This window comes from Mesorhizobium shonense, assembly GCF_040545255.1.
GTDB classification, from domain to species: domain Bacteria; phylum Pseudomonadota; class Alphaproteobacteria; order Rhizobiales; family Rhizobiaceae; genus Mesorhizobium; species Mesorhizobium shonense.
On sequence record NZ_JBEPLM010000024.1, the window covers coordinates 38,092 to 61,628 of the forward strand.

14 protein-coding genes and 1 pseudogene are annotated in these 23,537 nt (G+C 61.1%); all 15 read right to left on the reverse strand.

Annotation, left to right across the window (positions count from 1 at the left end; all coding sequences use genetic code 11):
- Nucleotides 1-72: 72 nt before the first annotated feature.
- Complete coding sequence (locus tag ABID26_RS34055; protein ID WP_354417873.1) at nt 73-2,097, reverse strand: UDP-N-acetylglucosamine 4,6-dehydratase; 2,025 nt, start codon at nt 2,095-2,097, stop codon at nt 73-75.
- A gap of 180 nt (nt 2,098-2,277) precedes the next feature.
- Complete coding sequence (locus ABID26_RS34060) at nt 2,278-3,006, reverse strand: class I SAM-dependent methyltransferase (RefSeq protein ID WP_354417875.1); 729 nt, start codon at nt 3,004-3,006, stop codon at nt 2,278-2,280.
- A gap of 11 nt (nt 3,007-3,017) precedes the next feature.
- Nucleotides 3,018-4,418: an ABC transporter ATP-binding protein gene (locus ABID26_RS34065; protein ID WP_354417877.1), complete on the reverse strand. Its 1,401-nt coding sequence runs from the start codon at nt 4,416-4,418 to the stop codon at nt 3,018-3,020.
- Entirely contained in the window at nt 4,408-5,196 is a 789-nt protein-coding gene (locus ABID26_RS34070) for an ABC transporter permease (RefSeq protein ID WP_354417879.1), read from the reverse strand. The genes ABID26_RS34065 and ABID26_RS34070 overlap by 11 nt, the downstream gene beginning before the upstream one ends.
- A 22-nt stretch (nt 5,197-5,218) precedes the next feature.
- Nucleotides 5,219-6,433 (reverse strand): non-hydrolyzing UDP-N-acetylglucosamine 2-epimerase, encoded by a 1,215-nt coding sequence (gene wecB, locus ABID26_RS34075; protein ID WP_354417881.1) that lies wholly within the window; start codon nt 6,431-6,433, stop codon nt 5,219-5,221.
- Nucleotides 6,434-6,537: 104 nt separating this feature from the next.
- Nucleotides 6,538-10,326, reverse strand: coding sequence for a glycosyltransferase (locus ABID26_RS34080; RefSeq protein WP_354417883.1), 3,789 nt, complete (start codon nt 10,324-10,326; stop codon nt 6,538-6,540).
- 37 nt (nt 10,327-10,363) lie between these two features.
- Nucleotides 10,364-11,272 (reverse strand): dTDP-4-dehydrorhamnose reductase, encoded by a 909-nt coding sequence (rfbD, locus tag ABID26_RS34085; RefSeq protein WP_354417885.1) that lies wholly within the window; start codon nt 11,270-11,272, stop codon nt 10,364-10,366.
- A pseudogene (gene rfbB, locus ABID26_RS34090) lies at nt 11,269-12,410 on the reverse strand (dTDP-glucose 4,6-dehydratase). The gene rfbD and the pseudogene rfbB overlap by 4 nt, the downstream one beginning before the upstream one ends.
- A 14-nt stretch (nt 12,411-12,424) precedes the next feature.
- A complete protein-coding gene (rfbC, locus tag ABID26_RS34095; RefSeq protein WP_354417887.1) occupies nt 12,425-12,979 on the reverse strand; it encodes a dTDP-4-dehydrorhamnose 3,5-epimerase in 555 nt (184 codons plus the stop codon).
- Nucleotides 12,972-13,862, reverse strand: a complete 891-nt coding sequence (rfbA, locus tag ABID26_RS34100) for a glucose-1-phosphate thymidylyltransferase RfbA (RefSeq protein ID WP_354417889.1) — start codon at nt 13,860-13,862, stop codon at nt 12,972-12,974. The genes rfbC and rfbA overlap by 8 nt, the downstream gene beginning before the upstream one ends.
- Nucleotides 13,863-14,510: 648 nt before the next feature.
- Nucleotides 14,511-15,029, reverse strand: coding sequence for a transcription termination/antitermination protein NusG (gene nusG, locus ABID26_RS34105; protein WP_354417891.1), 519 nt, complete (start codon nt 15,027-15,029; stop codon nt 14,511-14,513).
- Nucleotides 15,030-15,502: 473 nt separating this feature from the next.
- Nucleotides 15,503-16,777, reverse strand: coding sequence for a helix-turn-helix transcriptional regulator (locus ABID26_RS34110; protein ID WP_354417893.1), 1,275 nt, complete (start codon nt 16,775-16,777; stop codon nt 15,503-15,505).
- 1,252 nt (nt 16,778-18,029) lie between these two features.
- Nucleotides 18,030-19,370, reverse strand: a complete 1,341-nt coding sequence (locus ABID26_RS34115; RefSeq protein WP_354417895.1) for an HlyD family type I secretion periplasmic adaptor subunit — start codon at nt 19,368-19,370, stop codon at nt 18,030-18,032.
- Nucleotides 19,367-21,064 carry a type I secretion system permease/ATPase gene (locus tag ABID26_RS34120; protein ID WP_354417896.1) on the reverse strand — a complete coding sequence of 566 codons (1,698 nt, stop codon included), beginning with the start codon at nt 21,062-21,064 and terminating at the stop codon, nt 19,367-19,369. Before ABID26_RS34120 ends, ABID26_RS34115 begins: the two co-directional genes overlap by 4 nt.
- Nucleotides 21,065-21,248: 184 nt before the next feature.
- The coding region (locus ABID26_RS34125; RefSeq protein WP_354417898.1) for a beta strand repeat-containing protein at nt 21,249-23,537 on the reverse strand (2,289 nt) is incomplete at its 5' end.

The following is a 23,537-nucleotide window of genomic DNA, read 5'->3' on the forward strand; positions in this document are numbered from 1 at the left end:
TCGTCCGGTCACGGCTTCCGAATCACTTACCTGCAGGGCGTTCGATAATCGATCGTCGACGAACCGGTCAGACTAACCCGCCTGCAGCGCCCTTTTTGGCAACGTCTCTTCATATATGCCGGCGGTGTCGTCGTCAGTCTGATGCTGCAGTCCAGCTAACACGGCCAAAGCCGCCGCCTTGTCGCACTCCCGCACGGCAGCCACCAGCGCCGGCAGCGCGGCCTCGATCCTTCGCCATTCCACGACGTCGGTCCTGAGGCCGAAGATTTTGGCGGTGTCGAGCTTGACGACCTCCTCGTTCTCGCCATGCAGCGCCTCGTGCAACTTCTCGCCCGGCCTGATGCCGATGAAGCGGATCGCAATGTCGGTGTACGGGCTTTTGCCGGCCATGCGGATCATGGTTTCGGCGACTTCGAGGATCGGCACGGGCTCACCCATGTCGAGCATGTAGATGGCGTAGTCGTCCCTGCCCTGGCGCGGCTCGGCGTCGGCAGCCGACATGATGACGAGGTCGACAGCTTCGGCCATCGTCATGAAATAGCGCGTCATGCCCGGGTCTGTGATGGTGACTGGACCACCGGCCTCGATCTGCGCCTGGAAGATGGTCGCCACCGAGCCGTTGGAGCCAAAGACATTGCCGAAGCGCACGGCGATGAACTTGGTACCTAAGCCCCCGGCATCATAGCCGTTCGCCACGGCGACAGGCAGGGGTGACGGCGCAGCATGGGTTTCATGCAACGAGGAGACGATCTGCTCGGCCGCGCGCTTGGTGACGCCGAGCACCGAGGTTGGATCGACGGCCTTGTCGCTGGAAATCAACAGGAACTGCGGCACCCCGCATGCGGCCGCGACCTCGGCGCAGACGAGCGTGCCGAAAACATTCGTCTCAATCGCCGCTTCCCAGTTTTCCTCCAGTAGCGGCACATGCTTCAGTGCCGCGGCGTGGAAGATGATCGCCGGCTTGAACTCGGTGACGAGGCGCATCATGTGCGGCCGGTCGGTGACGTCGACGATGCGGCTGGTCAACCGATTGCTGTCCCTTTGGGCGATCAACTGGTTGAGCTGGAAAATGCCGAATTCGGAATTGTCGGCCACCAGCACCGCTTCGGCGCCGAGTTCCAGAGTGCGCTTGACCAGGACTCGGCCGATGGAGCCGGCGCCGCCGGTGACCAGCACGCGCTTGCCTCCGACGAAGGCGCCGATGCGCCCGATGTCGGTGGCGACGGCCGAACGGCGCATGATGGTTTCCATCTCGACGGCGTCGAGCACCAGCTTGCCTCCCTGCCCCAGCTCCGACAAGCCGGAGAACTGGACGACGGCGATGCCGCTGTGACGGGCGATACGCACCAGTTCGGCATAATCCTCGATCTCGGCCTCGACCCCCTTGCCGAAGATCAAAAGGTCGAGGCTTTCCGTGCCTTTGGCATATTCCTCCATCACCTCGGCCAGGCGCGGGCGGACCGCGAGCACCGGAACGCCCTGGATCTGGGTGCCGAGCGGCGCGTAACCTTCAGTCGCCATGATGCCGGCGATGGCATATTCGGCCGGCACAGCCGTGCGGGTGAAGCGGACGATCACGTCGGCCTCACTCAGCCGGCCGACAAACAGCGCCTGCTTGATCGACGCATCGGCGGCAGTGCGGCGCAGGATGCGCCAGGACGCGCCGTCGCGCAGGAAGCGATAGTAAAGCCTGGGCGCCGAAATGATGGTGAAGGAAACCAGGAAGAAGACCATGAACTGGCGCTCGTTGAGGCCGGAGACCGGCTGGAAAAAGGAGCGGTAGGCAATCGACGCCAGGTAGAGGACCACCGTTAGGCTGCCGCAGCCCTTCAGGATGTTGAAGAAATCGGGCGTGGAGGCGAAGCGCCACACGGTGCTGTAGAGGCCGCTGGAGCGAAACAGGAGATGGGCGGCGAGCACGATGACCGCCCAGCAGCCCAGCCCCCCTGAAGAGAATGCGTCGAAGGAAAGCCGCGACTGCGACAGGATAAGGCTGAGCGCCACCGCGACCAGGACCATGACAAGGTCCTGAACCATGATGATGGCGCGCCGCATCCTGGGTCGCAGTCCCGATACGGCTTCGACATAGGCAGTCATTGGGTTGTACTGAGCTCCAAACGCAAGGATATGACTGCCAGAACTGGGCCGACCGACCGACGCTCGCCACCAAACTAGCCAGACAGGCAGATCCCTTCAGGTATGGACTTCGCGCCAGTTCGTTCCCGCGGGGGAGATTCGTATTCTGCAATACCAAGCAGGCAAACGAAGACCAAAAAGTCAGGCAGCAGGCTGATTCTTTAAAATCGTGCCTTTAAGATATGTACTTGCAGTTTCAGCATCTGGAAGGTTTTTGCTGTCGCAGGAAAACAGGAACCACGATTGTCGGGGGTGATACCAAGGGATTTTGACACAATACAAATGAGACTCTTCAGCGAACTCGGCGATCGAGGATTCTGAGTAATAAACGCAGCCTGGGTACACCCATCCATCTGATGCATGTTCCACCTCTTGACTGGCCGCCAAAACAAAGGTGGCGGCTATTAGGCCATCCTCTTTTAGATTCTCGCGAAAACTGGCAAGAGTCTTTCTCACCTCACTCTTCCCGGAATGTGAGAATATTGACTGCGCAATTATATAGTCAAACTTTGTCATGAACACGGAGCAGTCAAAGTTCGCATTGAAGTCAAAAGCGCACTCCTTTATTTTTACAATTGACTCTCCTATCTCGTTCCTAACTGCCTCGTCGATGAGCCACTTGTTCGGATCAATCCCAAAGTATCTATTTTTCTTTAAATAAGGGATAAACAAACGCCCGGCCCGAAGGCTACCGCACCCGAAATCCAATAGCGCATGATTCTCACGAAGGCCAAGCGCACATAATAAGCGGAACTGGGTGGCGCCCATGAAATCGTATTGGTCGGGAGGTCCAACAAAAGCCGTGTAGTGGTCGGGCGATCCGGTGGGAAGACTCTTTGCGGGATCGGCATTAGAACTGGACGAGTGCATCGCAATTCCCTTCAATCTATCAATCGGTATCTGCCAGCAACGCCAAGATCGACGAGCCCGGTTGCCTCCAGATCTGCAACCGGCGCTATTCGAAACGCCACGCCGTCGATAATGCGATGAACAAATCCGCCTCCACCAGACGTGTCTCCGGTTATTCCTGCATTTAGAAAGTAAATTCCAGGCAACAGGTTTGCCACGAAATCAATAGAAACCTCGACCACAGATCCTCTATTTACCTTCTTAATCGCCGGACTACCGCTTGTCCCTTTGCCCATGCCGGCAATTCCCAGCCCTGATGTCGTATTTATCAGCATTCCAAATCCGAAATTATATACATCTTCCACAAACAACACGTCATATTGGTAAGTATATTTCTGGCCATGCTCGAGTACATTCACTTCACGCCCATCTGAGGCGATGATCCGCAGTCGGCTAATTTCGGCACCCTGACTCTCGTATTCAACTCTCGACTGTGAGGTCAATGAGGGGTCGTGCCAACTTTCGTCAATACGTTGGGGCTGCGACGCCTCTTGGCCAAGCGCGTCACTTGAATGCGACCCCTCACGACTCTCTATTGTCGCCTCACCCATTTCGACAATTTGCTTACGGACGCTCATCCCCTCTTCACCGTTTAGGTTTACCAGCCGATGATACTGACCAACCACTCTTTTGGGGCCCCCTTGCAGAATTAACTCACCATTGTCGATAAGCATCGCTCGTGTACACAATTGCACAATCGTCTGAGCAGCGTGGCTGACGAACAGGACTGTACCACCTCGATCCTTAATCTGCTCAATTCTTGCGAAGCACTTTCTCTGGAAAGCCTCATCCCCTACTGCAAGCGCCTCATCCACCACCAGGATGTCCGGGTCCACGTTGATGGCGGTGGCGAAAGCGAGCCGCACATACATGCCCGACGAGTAGGTCTTCACCGGTTGGTCGATGAAAGGTCCGACGTCGGCAAAGCGAGCAATATCGTCGAAGCGCCACTCCATCTCCCTGCGCGGAATGCCAAGGATTGAGGCGTTGAGGAAGACGTTTTCGCGGCCGGTGAATTCAGGATTGAAGCCAGCGCCGAGCTCAAGCAGTGCGGCGATGCGCCCCTCGACCTCGACCGAGCCCGCGCTTGGCTGCAGTGTGCCGCATATAATTTGTAGCAGTGTCGACTTGCCCGAACCGTTGCGGCCGATAATACCGACCGTTTCGCCTCGTCGGATCTCGAACGAGACGCCTGACAGAGCGGCGAAGTCGCGAAAATAGCGCCGAGGACGGCGGCCGATCATACGCTCAAGACGCGGCACCACCATCTGCTTGAAACGATCCTCTGGCCGCTCGAACATGACATAGTGCTTGGAGACGTCGCGTACGCGAATGGCGACATCGACGCCGTGCCCAGACTTGTTAGAGAACATCGGCAAAACCCCTGCGGGTTTTCTGGAAAAATTGATAGCCGAGAAACGCGACCGCAATCGACACGACCAAATAATAGCCTAGCGATACCCAGTCGGGCTGCACACCAAAGATCACAACGTTGCGTAAGCTCTCAACTGGTACGGCAAGCGGGTTCACGGAGAGATAGAACTGCAACCCGACTGGCAGCGCCGTACGCGGAAATAGGACAGGCGACAGGAACATGACTGCTGTGAGCACTGGGGGTATGATCAATCCGATATCGCGAAAGTAGACTCCGACCGCCGCCAATATCCATGCGAGGCCGAGGACCAGGATTGCAAGCGGTGCGATCACCAGTGGCGCGAGAATGACGGTTAAGTGTATGCCGCTGAAGACGAACCACACGAAGCAGAGAAGCACCAGCATGCTGACGAAGGCGTGAAAGAGTGCCGCCGCGACGGAAACGGCGGGCAGGATCTGAATTGGGAAGACGATCTTCTTCACATAATTGCGATTGTTCAAAACTAAGCCGGGGGCAGCCGACAGCACTTCCGAGAACACTTGGAACACGATGAGGCCCGAAAAAAGCATAACGGCGAATTCAGCTGTAGAATTCTCCGCATTCGTCGGGTTCGGCAGACTCCATCGCGACTTCATCACAAACCCGAACACGAATGTGTAGATTCCGAGCATAAAAAGGGGAGTAAGCAGCGACCATAGCAAGCCGAAAGCCGAACCACGATAACGACCCGTGATTTCACGACGAGTTAGGGAGAGGAGGAGGGGTATCGTTTGCATGTTGTTCACTGCCGGCGCGGATTCATATCGTCGGCGGCACAGAACTTACGCAGGCGCCGCTCGACATACAGACTAAGTTGGTCGAAGACGCGCTTTTGGGGAACAACAGCTCTTCGAGCGTATCTCCAGAGATTTTAGAGAGCAGGTCTCGTCGCAGGACAGCGAGAATGCGGCTTGCTGCCTTGCCGTCGCCATAGGGGGATTCGCGGCGCGCCATCGCGGCATAAGCTTGCGGATCGTCCAGCAGCTCCTGCGCGGCCGATCGGATCGCCTCAGTCTGCGTCCCGACCAATCGGGTCACCCCGGCGGTGACCGCCTCGGGGCGTTCAGTGGTCTCGCGCAACACTAGAACGGGCTTACCGAGCGCCGGCGCCTCTTCCTGTACGCCGCCCGAATCCGACATGATCAATGTCGCGCGGTTCATCGCCCCCACAAAGGCTGCGTAATCCAGTGGTTCGCACAGTACCACCCGTTCGTTGTCCCGAAAACGCCCGTGCACCACTTGACGCACGTTCGGATTGTGGTGCACCGGCAGAACCATCTGCAGGTCCGGATTGTTGACCATCAACTGTTCGAGCGCTTCGCATATCCGTTCCAACGGCTCCCCGAAATTCTCGCGCCGGTGCAGCGTGACTAGCAGAAGCCGGCGTCCGGGGTCGAGATTGAGTCCAGTTCCAAGGTTCCGATCCGCGACGTTATAAAGCGCATCGATCACCGTATTCCCCGTGACGTGTACGCTGTCCCCGTCATAGCCTTCAGCTAGCAGCCGGTTCGCTGCTAGTTGGGTTGGTGCGAAATGCCACCGCGTAAGATGGCTTGCGACCACGCGGTTCATTTCTTCGGGAAATGGGTTGGCGATGTTGCCGGTGCGCAGGCCGGCCTCAACGTGGCCGAAGGGAATGCGCCCGTAGAATGCGGCCAGCGCGATCGCCAGCACCGTCGTCGTGTCGCCCTGCGCGAGGATAGCATCGGGCTTCTCGGTGGCAATCACTTCTTCGAGCCGAAGCAGGAGGCGGCCTGTGAGCCCTGTCAATGTTTGGCCTGGCTGCATGATGTCCAAATCGACGTCGGGCGTGATGCCAAACACCGACAGGACCTGATCCAACATCTGCCGGTGCTGGCCCGTCGCTAGCACGCGGCAATCGAAATCCGCATCGGCCTGAAGGGCGTGAATGACCGGGGCCATCTTGATGGCTTCGGGGCGAGTCCCGATAGTGCAGAGGATTTTGCGTTTCATATGCAGGGAGCTCGTTCGATCAATTCGCGTCGCGGTGCACCAGCGCAAGCTCTAACGACGCGCTGGAATTCTTTTGGATGTGCGACAAGACGGTCCGCGGCGTCTCATGCTTTCGACAGTGTCGCGGGCGGGCGGTTATCCCGATAAACATGGGGAACCCAGCGGCCCCAGCGCTCCTCGAAGATAGCCCTGTTGTTTGCGAACAGCGTCTGTTTCTCGTCCGTGGGGAGCTTGTCGAAGGTCGCGGACAGATGGTGGTGGCAGAACGCATCCTCGGCGATCGCCATTTGCAACCCGGAGGCGCGGAAGGTCGCACAATGGTCGTCGTCTTCGAACATGCCACGACCGTAGATTTCCGGCAGCAGACCCAGCCGGTCCAGATCAGCACGGCGGAACATGGCACAGAAATAGGCGCAGACCGCGACCGGGGTCCATTGCCCGCGATAGCCGGTGGCAAGGTCCCGAGCGGCTCGGACCATGGCCTCCATGTCGGCATAGCCGATTTCCACTCGCGCCTCGTTGCCGATGTTGTTGGTCATCGGACCGACGATGCCTATCTCGGGGTTGCGCTGCAGGTGCCGAACCATCGCCAGCATGGCGCCCGGTGCGATGAAAGTGTCGTTGTTCAACAGAAGAATGAACTCACCGGTCGCGGCCTCGATGCCCCTGTTATTGCCCTTGGCAAAGCCCAGATTCTCACCGTTTTCGATCAGAACTATGCGCGGATCGGCCGCCGTATAGGCGCGCAGCACGCCCAAAACCTCGGCAGACGAGCCGTTGTCGACCAGCACCACCTCAAGGTTAGGATAGACTTGGCCGCGGCCGAGCATTGCATGCAGTGCGGCAAGCGTCATGTCGGTATCGGTGCCGTAGTGCAGCACGATGACCGAAAGCTTCGGCTCACGCTGCATCTCCTTCAACATGTCGTGGGCACGGAAGGACCAGGCGTTGTCGAGCGCATACTGCCGTAGGCGATGGCCAAACGCGGTGTCCCGCGCCAGAGGCGCCGCTCGTCTGATCTGGGTAGCGAAGCCTGCCGGATCGTCTGAGCGGAACACCAGATCGCCTGCCCGGTGCAGTTCGGGCAGCGAGGTCGAAACCGTGGGCCGCATCACCGCCGAATACTCGTAGAACTTGACGGGGTCGCAGGCCTTGATGATCGGCAGGAGTTGGAACGGGATGATCAGCACGTCCATTTGCTTATGGAACGCTGGCACGTCTCTGTAAGGAATTTCTCCATGCATTGTGACATTGGCTATGCTGGCCAGGCGCATTGGCTGTTCGGCGGTGACGGCGCCGCAAAGGTGGATCTCGAAATCCGGATTCTCGCAGGCCACCTGCTCGATCAGATCAGTGTCGAACCATTCAGCGATCGCGCCGACATATCCGACGCGGATCGTCCCCTTCGCCTTCCTTTCCCCAAGCCATGCGGGGGCGGCGATATCTTCAGGACAGTCGACAAAATGGCCGACGTCGGCGCCGTTGCGGACCATGACGACATCGCGGATCGCGCCGAACTTGTCATAGAGATATTGCGAGCTGACTGCCATTTTGTCGGCCTTGCCGATCATGTCCATCTCGGTTTCGAGCACATGGCTTTCGGTGTTTGAGAAGCCGCTTATATCGTCCATGCAGTCGAAGGTGATCTGATATTCAGGCGACAGGTGGCGCGCGAGATGCCACCAATAGGGGTGCTCGATCACCACATGCGCGACCGGCGAAGCGCTGACCGCATCGGCGAGAGCGTGGAAATGCCGGACCCATGCGCTGACCTGTGAGGGCGATGGAATGCCAGTATAGGCGGCCAAGCTGCGCATGCCCTGCGCCGGCAAGCGGATCACATGCAGGTTGGGCGCGACTTCCCGCGCCGAGCCCGCCCCCATTTCGCGTTCCATGTCGATGTAGAAGACGCGGTGCCCTTCAGCCGCCATTTGGATGGCCAGATGCTGCGGTCGTTGGACGCGGAAGTCCCAGCTGATGATCGACAGTACAAAAATATCTGGCTTCTCGCCCCGGCGCGCCGGGATTGCGGCATAGCCATCGGACGCAATGGTTGCAGACGGCAGGGGAGCGAAAGCCAAGGCCCGGGGGATGCCACCGGGAACAGGCAAACGGCGCTTGAGGCGTTCCAGTGCCGGGGCGGGCAGAATAGCACGCAATATGCGCCCGCCCCGGCGATATAACCGCCAGTAAATCGGCTTCAGTATGGTCACGAGCTTTCTTTCGGAATAGGTGCGATCGGTCAACTCAATATGCGCGCGCATATGGGCCAGTTCGTTCTTCAACGTACTGATCTCCTGAAGTCGCTGATTGGCGACAAAACTGACTTCGGCAAACTCTTCCTGCCGGGCGGCCGCCTCCTGCGCGATCTCGACACGCCGCGCTTCGGCGGCGGCAATTCGCTGGGCCGCGTCGGCGGCCATCTCGTCACGCTGCGCTTCGGCGACGGAAATCCGCTGCGCTGCATCCGCGGCGATCTCGTCACGCTTCGCCTCGGTAGCGGCAATGCGCCGGGCTGCGTCAGCGGCCATCTCGTCACACCGCGCTTCGGCGGCGGAAATCCGCTGGGCTGCGTCCGCGGCGACCTCGTTACGCTGCGCCTCGGTGGCGGCAATCCGCTGGGCCGCATCGGCGGCCATCTCGTCGCGCTGCGCCTCGGTAGCGGCAATCCGCTGGGCTGCGTCGGCGGCGATCTCGTCGCGCTGCGCCTCGGTAGCGGAAATCCGCTGGGCTGCGTCGGCGGCGATCTCGTCACGCTGCGCCTCGGTAGCGGAAATCCGCTGGGCTGCGTCCGCGGCGATCTCGTCACGCTGCGCCTCGGTAGCGGCAATTCGCTGGGCTGCGTCCGCGGCGATCTCGTCACGCTGCGCCTCGGCGGCGGCAATTCGCTGGGCCGCGTCGGCGACGATCTCGTCACGCTGCGCCTCGGTGGCCGAAATCCGCTGGGCTGCGTCGGCGGCAATCTGCTCGTAGCGCTTAGTCAGTTCCGCGATCGTCGCCCGGGTGGCCAAATGGCGGGCGGCGTGGCTTTCCTCCACTCCGCGAGCCGCGGCAGAAAGGGCGGCGAAGCGACGACGGAAAGGGCCCAGCAACGCTTCGTCGGGTATCTCATCGCGCCGGGCCGCGTCCCGCAACAGGATGAACAGCTCAAGCGCCAGCTCCTCGATCAGAGTGTCGCGAGCCTTTGTATCGCCCCGGCCGTGCACCGCATCGCCGATGAAGATCCCGGCGATGTGCTGCTGCACGTTTTCGACGACAATCTGCCCATCCAGCGCCGCAATACACCGCAGGGTCGTGCCGGGATCCCGCATCCAATCGGGAAAGACGACTATGGCCCGCGATAGCCCGTGAGAGCCGTCGATGGCTCCCAGCGTATGCGCCACCCAGGACAGCATGGCGAAATCGGGCATCATACCGTTTCGGCGAGCTAGAGAATGGGCGACCTCACGCGGATCGCGTAGCGCAATCAGCACGGCAGAGCGAATATCGCGCGCCGCCGTCCAAGCTCGCCACAATGGCAGGGTCAGGGACAGTCTGGGATCCTTGAGAACCACTCGCCTAGCAGTTCCAAAGCTTTCCCGGACAGCCTCGTCCAGCCGCGCGAAAGTTTCTGTATCGGGTTCAGGCAGGACCGGCGGGGCGATCCTGTCCCAGCCGGCCCCGCCCTCCTCCAGAAGAGTATCGTTCAGCCTGACAACCGCTTGGGGCTCGAAATGTCCGCGCGGGTTGTCTTCGGCGGGCCCTCCCGTATCTTGGGGAATGTCATAGCCCAGCAGCCCGCAGCACTCGCTTAAGAAGGACGTACCGCTACGGTGCATGCCCAGAATTAACAGCACAGAATCTGGAAGATTCACGTCAGAAAATCCGCGTGTTTGAGCCGCCCACTTGGCCATTCGCGGGAATGCAATCGTTCGGATAACGAATGCTCGCTCATGCGCTCATTGTCGGTTTCGTCGCGACTCCGACCAGCCGGCTCGCCACCGCTTCCACCGATGCCCGCCACGGGGGCGCCCGCCACTGCAATACGTCCTTGAATTTCACGCTCGACAGCCGCGAGTTGGGAGGACGCTTTGCCTTAGTCGGGTAATCCGTCGTCGCGATATCGCGCACGCTCGCATGGGGACCTCCAAGCGCCTGGCTTGCCTCCATGATGTGACGGGCAAAGCCGCTCCAATTGGTCTCGCCGGTTCCCACCAAATGGTAGACGCCGAAGGCATCGAAAGCCTTGTCGCGATCGAACGTCGCAGCCGCGTGCAGGATGGCGTCGGCGATGTCGAGCGCCGATGTCGGATTGCCCCATTGGTCGGCGACGACCGAAATCTCGTCGCGGTCGCTAGCCAGCCTCAGCATCGTCTTGACGAAGTTCTTGCCGAACGGGCTGTAGACCCAGGCGGTGCGCAGGATGAGGTGGCGCGGGTTGGCGGCCGCCACGGCCTTTTCGCCGGCGAGCTTGGAGGCGCCGTAGACGCCGAGCGGGGCGGTCGCGTCGGTCACGACATAGGCCCCGTCCTTGGCGCCGTCGAAGACATAGTCGGTCGACAAATGGATGACGGGAACGCCGAGCCCTGCCGCCGCCTCGGCCACCTTGCCGGCGCCGGTGGCGTTGACCGTGAAGGCCAATTCCTTCTCGTCCTCGGCCTGGTCGACATTCGTATAGGCCGCGGCCGAAACCACGATGTCGGGCCTTGCCGCTGCCAGCGCCGGAAACACCGTCTCGGGGCGCGCCAGGTCGAGCGCCGGCCGGCCGACAGCGACGACTTCGACATCCTCGCGGCCCCGTGCCGCCTCGATAAGGCTCAAGGCAACCTGGCCCTCGCGTCCGGTGACGGCAAGCCTCACAGGGCCCCCTCCCTGCTCTCGACGTTGGTGTTTTCGATCTTCCGGCTTCCTATTGGGCCGTTTCCCATCAGGCTGGTTTCGATCGGGCCTTGGCCCATCCGCTCGCCATTGTAGCGCTGCTCCCGGATCGGCCCCACCACCATTTGTTGTCGAGATACCAGTCGACCGTCCTTGCCAGGCCGCTGTCGAAATTCTCCTGCGGCGCCCAGCCGAGGTCGCGCGCGATCTTGGAGGCGTCGATGGCGTAGCGGCGATCATGGCCAGGGCGGTCGGTGACGAAGGTGATCAGGTCGCGGTGGCTTTTGCCGCCGGCGCGCGGCCGCCTCAGGTCGAGCAGATCGCAAATTGCCTCGACGACGCCGAGATTGGTGCGTTCGGAATTGCCGCCGACATTGTAGCTCTCACCCGGCCGCCCCTTGGTGGCGACCAGTTCCAGCGCGCGCGCGTGATCTTCGACGAACAGCCAGTCGCGCACATTGGCGCCGGCGCCGTAGACCGGCAGCGGCTTCTCGTCGAGCGCGTTGAGGATGACCAGCGGGATCAGTTTTTCGGGGAAATGGTAGGGGCCGTAATTGTTCGAGCAATTGGAAAGCACCACCGGCAGGCCGTAGGTCTCGTGCCAGGCCCGCACCAGATGGTCCGACGCCGCCTTCGAAGCCGAATAGGGCGAGGACGGCGCATAGGGCGTCTCCTCGACGAACATGCCGCCGTCGAAAGGCAGATCGCCGAACACCTCGTCGGTCGAGACATGATGGAAACGGAAGCCGGACTTGCGCTCCCCGGGCAGCCCGCGCCAGTAGTCGAGCGCGGCGTTCAGGATGCGATAGGTGCCGACGATATTGGTCTCGATGAAGGCGCCGGGACCGTCGATCGAGCGGTCGACATGGCTCTCGGCGGCGAGGTTCATGACGATGTCGATGTCGTCGCGGCGCAAGATCTCCAGCACCGCGCGCTCGTCGCAGATGTCGGCCTGCTCGAAGCGGTAGTTGTGCGCGTTCTCGATCGGCCTGAGCGAAGCGAGGTTGCCGGCGTAGGTCAGCTTGTCGAGATTGGTGACGCGGTAGGCCGGGTTGGCGCACAGATGCCGGCATACGGCCGAGCCGATGAAGCCGGCACCGCCCGTCACCAGAAAGTTCATGCCGCCGTCCTTCCTCACGCAAACACCGCGGCTTGGCCAAGCAACGGCGCCTTTCGGTCCTTGTCCGAAAGCTGGAACCCACCTGGAACAGTGGGCCATTCGATGCCGATCGCGGGATCGTCGAAGCGGATCGACCAGTCATGCTCGGGCGAATAGGTGTCGGTCACCTTGTACAGCACCTCAGTGTCCGGCACGAGCGTGACGAAGCCGTGCGCAAAGCCTTTCGGAACCAGGATCTGGTTGCCCTTCCCGGCCGATATCTCCAGCGCCACCCATTTGCCGAAGGTCGGCGAGGAGCGGCGGATGTCGACCGCGACATCGAGCACGCTGCCCCTTATGACGCGCAGCAGCTTGTCCTGGGCGCGCGGCGCAAGCTGGTAGTGCAGGCCGCGCAGCACGCCGGCGGCGGCGGAATAGGAATGGTTGTCCTGCACGAAGGCGAGATCGATGCCGGCCTCGGCGAAACGCGCGGCATTCCAGGTCTCGCTGAAAAAACCGCGCGCGTCGCCGTGCCGCTTCGGCACGATCTCCAGCACGCCTTCGAGGCCGAGCGGCCTGACCTCAAGCAACTCGTTCCTCCGTCAGATCGGCGACCCGCTTGCGCAGATAGGCGGCATATTCATTCTTGCCCAGGCGCGCGGCGCGTTCCAGAACCTTGTCGGCGTCGAGCCACCCCTGCTCGAAGGCGATCTCCTCCGGGCAGGCGACCTTGATGCCTTGGCGATGCTCGATGGTGCGCACGAACGAGGCCGCCTCATGCAGGCTGTCATGCGTGCCGGTGTCGAGCCAGGCATAGCCGCGGCCGAGCTGGTGCACCTGCAGCTCGCCGCGCTCCAGATAGACATTGTTGACCGCCGTGATCTCGAGCTCGCCGCGCGCCGAGGGGCGGATGGTCGAGGCAATGTCGACGACATCGTTGTCATAGAAGTAGAGACCCGTGACGGCCCAGTTGGACTTCGGTTTCTGAGGCTTCTCTTCGATCGTCAGCGCCTTGCCGGTGGCTTTGTCGAACGAGACCACGCCGTAGCGCTCCGGATCCTCGACATGGTAGGCGAAGACCGAGGCGCCGCGTTCACGCGTCGCCGCGCCGCGGCACAGATGCGACAGGCCTTCGCCGAAATAGATGTTGTCGCCGAGAATCATCGACACGTTGTCCTGGCCGATGAACTCGCGGCCGATGATGAAAGCCTCGGCGAGGCCGTTGGGTTGCGGCTGCTCGGCGTAGGAAAGCTCCACACCGAATTCGGAACCGTCACCCAGCAAAGCTTGAAAGACCGGCAAGTCGCGCGGAGTTGAAATGACCAGGATCTGGCGGATTCCCGTGAGCATCAGCACGCTCAGCGGGTAATAGATCATCGGCTTATCATAGATCGGCAGAATTTGCTTAGAAGCCGCCAATGTAAGCGGATAGAGACGTGTTCCGCTGCCGCCCGCAAGGATAATCCCCTTCAACAAGCGCTCCCTTGAACTGCCAATGCAGGCGCCCACATCAAAGTTGTCCGTGTTTAAGGCTCAAGCCGGCAGATGAGGGGTTCAGGCAAATGCCAACGAAATAAGGTAGAACCGCCAGCCTGAAAGCGACTGCAATCCAGCCGCAGAAAATGCGGATGCTGTGTTTTTCTGACCAGGTTCTTCCACGCTGTGACAATACAGATCCGTCATGTCCATTTGGCTCATCAAGCATCGTCCCGCATGGGAAACGCCTTGCGCCGCGTTTTGAAATTGCCGTACCAGCGGCAAAGCCACCCCGCCGGTGGCGCACCGATGTACTCGCGCCCAATCTATGAGCGGGCTGCGTGCAGAAGCGGTGCGCGAGCTCCAGGAGACCTAGCGGGCAATGATCCGGTTCCATATGAGCAGCTGGTAAGACTCAGCCGTCAGAAAGGGCAACGAGTACGGCGAACCCAACGGCCGCGGCTACACTTGCGATGATTGCCAGCATCGCGCTCTAACCGTTGGGTGCCCCTGGAAATTTTCGCCGGCTCCAGCCCACCTTCCAGCGTCCCACGCTACCGCACTCCGGGTGCGATGAGACGCCCGGCGATAAGAAACTTGACCCAAGGATGCGCAAAGAAGCGCGCCCCCTTCCCTTTTTGCTGCCTACGCCGGCAACAAGTTTTGAGCCGTCGTGCTCACAGGCACACATCCGCCCAGAAGTTCCAGAAGCACGGTCACCCGGCCCTTTTCGTCGAGGGTAGCAAGGGCGCCTATCTGCCTGGCAAACGGCCCGCCGATCAATTCCACGCGGTCTCCGGGCTGGAGACCGACGCCGAAATCGATAATGTCATCCGCTCCAGCCCTTGCCTTCAGTGCATCGATAAATCCTCGCTCAACGGTCGCGGGCGTCTCGCCGTTCGTGAGGATCTTGACCGCACCGAATGTTCCGTTAACGGACCTCCATCGCGCCCCCTCGGACGCCTTCACAAACAGGTAACCTGGAAACAACGGGATCGCACGAGTGGATATCTTGCGAGCGTGAGATACAGTTCGCCGCATCCTCGGCAGGAACACGCGAAATCCCTGGTTATCCAAGTTGAGCGCGGCAACCGCTTCTTTCCGTGCCTTTGTGGCGACTACAAACCACTTTGCCGGAAGCGCGAGGTCGAACAGATCTTTCATTGTCCGTTGATGGTCCCGACTGCCGCTCAGACATCGCCACGTTTCGGACGTCCGAAAATTCTGAAGCGCATCGTCATCCCATCGTGCCTCCCGCATATGGAGCCCTGCGACAGGCCGCGGGCCCTCCAATGCCACCCCCCGGCGGCAAACGTCGGTCTCGTAGGCAAGGTCAACGCTGCCGTCGTCATCCTAAAGGTTGAGACGGTGAGAAATACTTGCGTGATGCTTCGAATTAGAGAACAACTCGCGAGCCTGCGGCAGGCCGCGTATATTAGCAGATCGCAAAATACGACGATTGCTAGGCGGTATGAGAATTCCGTTCGGGTCGGTGCTCGTCGCGGAGCAATGCCATCATGGCGCCTTTCCCGGTACTTCGCCCCTTAGGCTGCCTCGGCCGGTTTCCGGTGAATTTCCAGGGCACCGCTACCCTCGACCCGGCCGACGCCGACCCTGTCGCCCGGTTCGGAGCCTTGCTATAGGCTCGGGGGGACGAGGCGCTGTACCAAAGCCATAAGCTCGGCATGACGCGCAACGCCCATCTTCGCGAAAATGCGCGTGCGATGCGTTTTTGCAGTGGTGATGCCAATGCCGAGGCTGCGTGCAGCATTGGTCAGGCTCTCACCCGAGGAAAGACGTGCAAGCATGCGCGTTTCGGCAGGGGTCAATCCGAACATCCGCGCAACGGTTCCCATATCGACTCGCGATGGTGTGTCGGCGGCAACGACGAAGACGGCGGCCGTGGCCTCGGCGACGAGCCGGGTGCGCGTGTTTCTCGCAAGTGGCAGCACATGTGCTGTCGCCACCGTACTGCCGCCGTGGACGAGTGGCACGCCTGTTCCCTTGCGGCCGATACCTGTTTCATCACCGTGGGCTAGTTCGATCGCATGGAGCAACTTGGTGGTTGCGTCCGGATGTCGAGCGCCGATTTTACCCCCCTGCGAAATGATCGGTAAGCGGGACGCCAGCATGGCTCGGGCCGGCTCGTTGGTGTGCAGGATGCGTCCTGTCGGCCCGACAATGACAACCCCTGCGGCGACATTGTCCAAGGTCTCACCAAACGCAGCGTTTTCCAGATTTTTCATGTCGATCAATTCACTGATCGTAATGGCCCGGCGTAGATGCGGCGCGAGCACATGAAGGATATGCCGATCCCGATCCGTTATCATTCCCTCGCTCTCATGTCGGTAGAGAGAGAAAACGGTGAAGCGATCAATTTGGCGCATAAGGATCAAGTGGATTGAATCTATATATCCGCGCGACGGCAATTTCTCCTGAATCCAACGGGTGCTGCCAACGACGTGCGGAGGCTCTTGGGTGAGTGAAAACGGCGGGTCCAGATCACGCGTCCAGAAATCCGGCAGGCCAACCCTAGAGCCCGCAATCTCGGAGCCGAACTCGCTGAGAATCCCCGGCTCTATGTTCCATGCCTCAAGCAGGCGAACTGTCGGCGGATCGACACCGCTTATGATCATCATGCCTGAACAGCATCGCGTCGCCTTTCCGATCATGGCCATCGTGCGGAGCCAACCGCAAGGTTCTATTGTGCAGTCGTAGACGGCTCCCACCAACTCAGAGAGCAACATCGGATCGATAGACGAGACATTGGTGTTTTGATCAGCGCGCGCCACCGCACTCCCCTTCGGAAAAAATGGATTGCCTTGCTCTGATGTAGGTCTTGGCCGGACAAGCGAACGCCGCTTGTCGATCGCGTCATTCAGCCCGGTCTGACCGCATTTGGCCTGACGCAAGAGCGCTCATCACCACACGGTCCTAGTAGCAACGTCGGGGGTGCACATTTGTCTGTTGACCTCAAAAGACAAATGATAACCTAGGGCAGCAATCTTGCAGTATTCGGGGCGGGTTGGCTCAGCTGGCCTACAGCGGTGCCGCAGTTCGGTTCCATACGCTTAAGACCATAGCTACCGCACTCCCAGGTGAGCCTGAGAGTTTTCATAGGCTTTCTCGCCATAATCTAGATATGGTCGCGCATGGACGTTTCAGCGCGACAATTCAGCAGCATCTAGGCGGATCCAAAAAAGACATCAAGGAATCTATTTTCAATTTAACTAATCACAACGGAAAAATATTTCCATCTTATTTCGAGTATATAAGTACTTCAGGAATGAATACATCTTTTCCGCTTCTGGCATACGCATGATAGCAGCTCTCCTCCCAAAAGCGCGGTGCTTGCAACTGCGGCGGCCAGGCGACGCCACAACCAAAAATTGGCGAACGAGACTTCCGATCCAAGCTGTGAGCGATACGATGGTAGAGGGGCCTACGCAAGGAGTGGTTGAGGCCTTGCGGCCGATACAATCGATTAAACGACACTGCGGCAATCCCACATGGCTGCGCCGAGCCGCATGGTTTCAAACGGCAGCCCTGCCCAGCCGCCAGCCTGGTAGAGCTTCCCGCACGCTCCTTGCTTGGCGAGCGAAGTGGCGGAGGAGAGCTCGGGCTTAGCCTTCGACGGCGACGCTCGAGAAGAGATCATTCACCGATGTGCAATCTGCACCTTTTCAAAGTTCCGCTTGGTATTATCCCCGCAGCTTTGCTTCCCTACCTGCTCGGCCAACATAAGCTGGGTCACCACGCGGTTCAGCGCAGCTGCATCAGACGCAGCGCGAGTCGATATGCGCATTCGGCGATCTCCTTGTTGGGCTTCTTGGCCCTCCCGGACTCTTTAGCGCGATGATCACAGCGGGAGCCCCGGTTCCCCGCAGACATCAAAGATCACCTGGCAGCATTCCATCAGAACCATGAACAGCGCGTGGTTCGCATCAATGTGCTGTATCTCAAGAGCGGCAAATCGTTCCGACATGCTCAATGCGGCAAGGCACTTATGACAATAACGGCCACAACCGTGGCGATCGCGGCGAAAGCCATTGCCGCAATGGGAATACGCCTGATCGAGACTTGGCGCCGAGGTCGTCTAGCCACCGGCGGGCACCATAGACACTGTAGAGGCGTCGCCCGTCCTCTCTACAGCGGCCGGCCTCTCTACTTCTGGCGGAACGCGGTGTGCAGGGACGTCGTCAGCGGACCCAGGATGTAGTCCAGCGCGGTACGCTCCTCCGTCACGATCATGACGGATGCCGGCATGCCGGGGTAGAGCTGGATCTGCGGCGCCGCGGCGAGTTCCTTCGCGTCCACCGTGATGTCGGCGACATAATAGGGAAAGCCTGTCTTGGCATCGGTGACGCGGTCCGCCGAGATATGGGTCACGCGGCCGTGGATGACCGGCGTGGTGCGCTGCTTGTATGAGGTGAAGCGGACTTCGGCGGTCATATCGGCGCGCAGGCTGGATATGTCCTCGACCTTGACCTGCGCCTGAACGATGAGCGAATTCCTGGCCGGCACGATGTCGAGGATGGTCTGGCCGGGAGCGACGATCGCGCCGGTCGAGAAGACGGTGAGGTCCATCACCTGGCCGTCATAGGGCGCGCGCACTTCGGCACGGTCGACCGTGGCCTGCGCCGCAAACATCTTCGGCACCAGATCGGCGAGGTTGGACTGCGTGTCGATCAGCATGGCCGAGAGCTTCGCGCGGCGCTCGTTGGTGAGCTGCGCGATCTGGCTCTCGAGCTCGGCCTTGCTCTGGCGGTTTCCCGCGATCTCGCCCAGCGCCTGGTCGATCAGGCCCTGCAGGTCGGAGGCGGAGCGGTCCAGCTCGAGGATACGCGGCTTCGTCGTCAGCCCGGCCTTCAGCAGCTTCTTGAGGCCCGCCTTCTCGTCCACGGTAGACTTGAGTTGGGCGCGGAAGGATTCGACACGCGCCTGCTTGCCCTCGATCAGCTCTTCGAGCTCGGCGATCCGCTTTTGCAGGATCTGCCTGGCGCCGGCCATCGAGGCGCGCTGGCTTTCGAGGTCGGTGATCTGGTTGGCCATCGCGTCCTGCAGATAGGCCTGGTGCTCAGCGGTGATGTCCTTCGGAAAGGCGACCGCCTCATGGCCGTCGAGCTCGGCGCGGATGCGGGCATCGGTGGCGCGCAGCAGCGCATATTGCTGTGAGTAGAGGTTGAATTCGGCGCGGGCTCGGGTGTCGTCGAGCGCAATCAGCACATCGCCCGCCTTGACGATATCGCCGTCCTTGACCCGGATTTCCTTGACGGTGCCGCCATCGAAATGCTGGACGCTCTTGCGGTTGCCCTCGACCTTCACCACGGCGTCGGCAAGCACCGCGCCGTTGAGCGGCGCGACCGCCGCCCAGCCGCCGAACACGCCGAAGAAGGCGGCAATGATGAGCAGGCCGATCCAGAGCGGTGCGCGGATCGATTCCGGGTTGGTGCCGGTGTTGTCGGCGCCCAAGAGGCTGCGATAGCTGGCGGCGATGTCGGTCATTGGGTGGCCACCGTTATCGGCGCCGCGCGCTGGTTGAGCAGCGCGACGATCTCGTTCTTCATGCCGAAGGCTTCGACGGCACCGTCCCGCAGCAGCAGGATCTTGTCGACATTGGCGAGCGTGGAGGGCCGGTGCGAGACGATGATCACCGTGCTGCCGCGACGCTTCAGCTCGAGCGCGCATTCGGCCAGCGCGCGGTCGCCATCGGCGTCGAGGTTGGAGCTCGGCTCGTCGAGCACGATCAGGTTCGGGGTGCCGAACACCGCACGGGCAAGCGCGATGCGCTGGCGGTAGCCGCCGGACAGCACCGCTCCGCCCTCGCCGATCTGCGTCTCGTAGCCTTGCGGCAGGCGGATGATCATCTCGTGTACGCCGGCGAGCTGGGCGGCCTCGATCACCTCACGGTCGACATCGGTCTTGAAGCGGCTGATGTTGGCGGCAACCGTGTCGGCGAACAACTCGATATCCTGCGGCAGGTAGCCGATATGGTCGCCGAGCGCCTCCCTGCCCCATTGCGTCAGGTCGGCGCCGTCCAGCCTGACCGTGCCGCGGCTCGGCTGCATAATGCCGGCGAGGTGACGGGCGAGCGTCGACTTGCCGGCGCCGGAGGGGCCGACGATGCCGAGTGCCTCGCCCGCCTCGAGCCGGAAGGAGACATCGCGCAGCAGCACCTTCAGGTTGGGAATGGCGAAGCTCAATTGTTCGACGGCGATCTTGCCGGTGGGCTGCGGCAGGTTGAACGAGCGTTCGCCCTGCGCGCTGCCGTCCAGCAGCTTCTCGACCCTGGCAAGCGCCGCCCGTGCCAGGATCAGGCTGCGCCAGAGGCCGACGATCTGCTCGACCGGCTGCAGCCCCCTGCCTAGCAACAGGCTGGCCGCAAACATCGCGCCGCCGGTGATCTGCCGCTCGATGACCAGATAGGCGCCGAAGCCGAGGATCAGCGACTGCATGGTGAGGCGCAGGAAGCGGATCAAACCCGACATCAGCGCAGCGCGGTCGCTGGCCTGCCCTTGCCGCCGGAGCGCCAGGCCGCGATCGCGCCCCCAACGGCGCACGAGCCCGTCGATCATGCCCATGGCGCGGACGACTTCCGCGTTCCTCAGACTCATCTCGGTGAAACTGTAGTTGGCCGTGGCAAGATCGTTGGCCTGCTTCAGCGGCGCCCGGACCACGTATTCGTTGAGCACCGCCATGGCGATCAACAGCAGCGAGGAGCCGAGCGCGAAGAAGCCGAGCCAGGGGTGCAGAAGGAAGATGATGCCGATATAGATCGGCGACCAGGGCAGGTCGAACAGCGCATGGATGCCGCTGCCGGTGATCACCTGCCGGAAGGTGTCGAAATCGCGGATCGGCTGGCTTTGCGAGGCACCCTGCGACGGGGTCTCGACGGAAGCCGCCAGGATCTTGGCGGAAAGCAACCGGTCGAGCCGCGCGCTGGCGCGCGTCAGGATCGCCGCGCGCACGAGGTCGAGTCCGGCCAGCGCCAGGAAGGCCGCAAGCAGCACCAGGGTCAGCATCACCAGCGTCGTCTCGCTGCCGCTGGTGACCACGCGGTCGTAGATCTGCAGCATGTAGAGCGGCGATGCGAGGTAGAGCAGATTGATCGCCAGGCTGAACACCGCCGCAAAGAGGAAATAGCGGCGGCAAGCGAGAAGCGCTTGCCTGACGATCCTGGATTTGTTGTCGAGACCCAAAATACCCAGCGGAGAACCGCCCCCTGTCCAAAATGCGTGCCCGGAAGCGATACTACTCCCGATTCCTCAACCGGCCACGCGGTCCGCTCGTAAACCTGTTGTAAACCTTAATTCGTAAGCTAAACGCTCGGCCGGCGCAGAAACGGGGTGAGCCGCGTGTGGTTGCGGGCTCACCCTCTTTCCGTCACACGGCGAACTCGCTCGTTCCGCTGCTGACGCCGGTCAGCGTGAACTCCGCCGGATTGTAGGTGACGACCGTGTGCCCCTGGCCGTCATCGGCGAGCTTGAAGCCATTGGCATCGTAGGAACCCAGCAAGTGTAGCGTGCCATTGTGCGCTCCATCCGAGACAGTCAATGTGCCGCCGCTGCCATCCTGGCTCGGCTGATAGGCAACCGTCGTTCCGGCACCGAACAGGATGTCGTTGAGGTCCAGCTTGTCGTCGTTGGTGATGCCGCTGATCCGTCCGCTGTAGTCGAAGGAGTCGTCGAGCTCCAGCGTGCCGGCTGCATTCTGCGCAAAGGTGACATCCGTTGACGAGGCTGCGCCGAATTCCAGCTTCGACAGGTTGCCGATCGTGGCATCACCGTCGCCGGTGACTTCACCGTGAATGACGATATTGCCGCCATTTGCCTCGAGCATGCCGGAATTCGCCACCCCGCCGGCGACGACTAGGCCGCCCGACCCGGTCGCTTCCAGCGTGCCTGAGTTGACGACGACGCTGCCGCCGGTATCGATGACCAGCGCATTGGTGCCAGAGGCGATGATGGTGCCCCTGTTGTCGAGGCCGAGCATGCCATCGCCCAGCTGGCCGGCGCCCGAGATCGTGTTGTCGACATTGATCAAGGTGACGTCCGGACCGGTGCCGGAGATGATGTTGGCGGCGCTGTCGGAGAGGACGACCTGCCCACCGCCCTCAAGGGTGACGCCATGCTGGATAACCTGCAGCAGGGTTCCGTCACCGGTCGAGTTGAGCGCAATGACGCCGCTGTTGTTGACCGTGCCGCTCAGCGGCAGCAAGGCGCCGTCGCCGATCGTCATGGTGCCCGCGTTGTTGACCACTGGTGTCTGGTCGAAGACGAAATTGCCGGCGCCGAGCGCGGTGGAATGCACGCCTTCCAATGTGATCGACTGCCCGTCGCCGAGCGCGATCACCGCATTGCCGCTGGCGTCGTCGGCGGTATGCGCCTGGACGTCGGCAAAGCTCTGGAAACCGGAATAGCCGACGAGGTCGATCTGGTCGGCGGTCGCATCGAAGCTGTGCACGGTATCGTTGCCGATCGGCTGCGAAAAGACGAAGAAATCATTGCCGCTGGAGCCGGTGAGCACGTCGTCGCCCGACCAGGCGAAGATCGGAGAACCGGACGCATAAGCCTCGACATTGTCGGCGACGAACATGCTGCCCGTGGTGCCGTCGGCGTTGATCCAGGTCATGTGGATGTCGAGCACCGCCGCGCCTACGAAATCGGCCGGCGTGGTGACCGTGAGTTCGTGCACGGCGTTGGACTGCACCGCCCATGACCCATCGGCGTTCTGCGTGGCGCCGTCAATGGTCCAGCCGGAGGGCAGATCCTTCACCGTGACGGTGACCGTCTGGCCCTCTGACGGGTCGGTCAGCGCAAGATTGATCGGCTCGCCCGCGGTGCCGGCGGGCTTGAGGCCGCTTTTCGTTGTCGAGGCGTTGGTATGACCCGAAGTGTCCGAGAACGCCCCGCTGTCGATAGTAAGAGTGTAGGACGAGCCGTTGCTGCTGCCTGCACCCTTGTTTACTTGGAAAGTGTAATGCGTCGAATCGGTGAAATTGCCTGTGCCGTTTATGACCGTCACATTTGGCAGACCGGAAACATGCATCACATCCGACAGATTGACAAAATTTGCGGTGACAGGCGCAGCAAATGTTATGGTTACCGTGCTCGGCGTTGCGTTGTTCCCCTGTTTGCCGTCCACAATCGTGGAGATCAACGTTGGGCTGACTTCGTCGGTCCCATTCACAGTCACCGTTATGGTTTGCGTATCGGAAGCCCCGTGATTGTCTGTGCTTTGGACCGTGTAGGTGAGCGTCAATGACTGACCGGCAGCAAGGTAATCAAAGGCCTGGGTACCGGAATTGAAAGTCCAGTTGAGGTTGTGGGTGTCGGTCGGGTTGGCGGCCAAGCCCGAGGTTGGTGAGACAGCCAGCATTGCGAGAAGCTGCGCGTTGGTTAGGCCGAGGCCAGCTGTTGTCCCCGATGCTACGACAGTTGTGACCGAGGAATTGACCGTGTCGGCAACATCGGCGTCGGTTACCGTCAAGGTGCCGTTGGCGGTCAAGCCGGCGTTCGTCTCCGTCAAAGTAGCCGACGCAGTGTCAGGGATTCCGGTTCCCACAAGATGAATATCGGGCACGTCGTTGGTGCCGTGGATGGTGACGGTGACGAGCTGGCTGGCGGTGCCGTCGGAGGAGACCGCGGTGAAGCTGTCGGTGAGGCTCTGCCC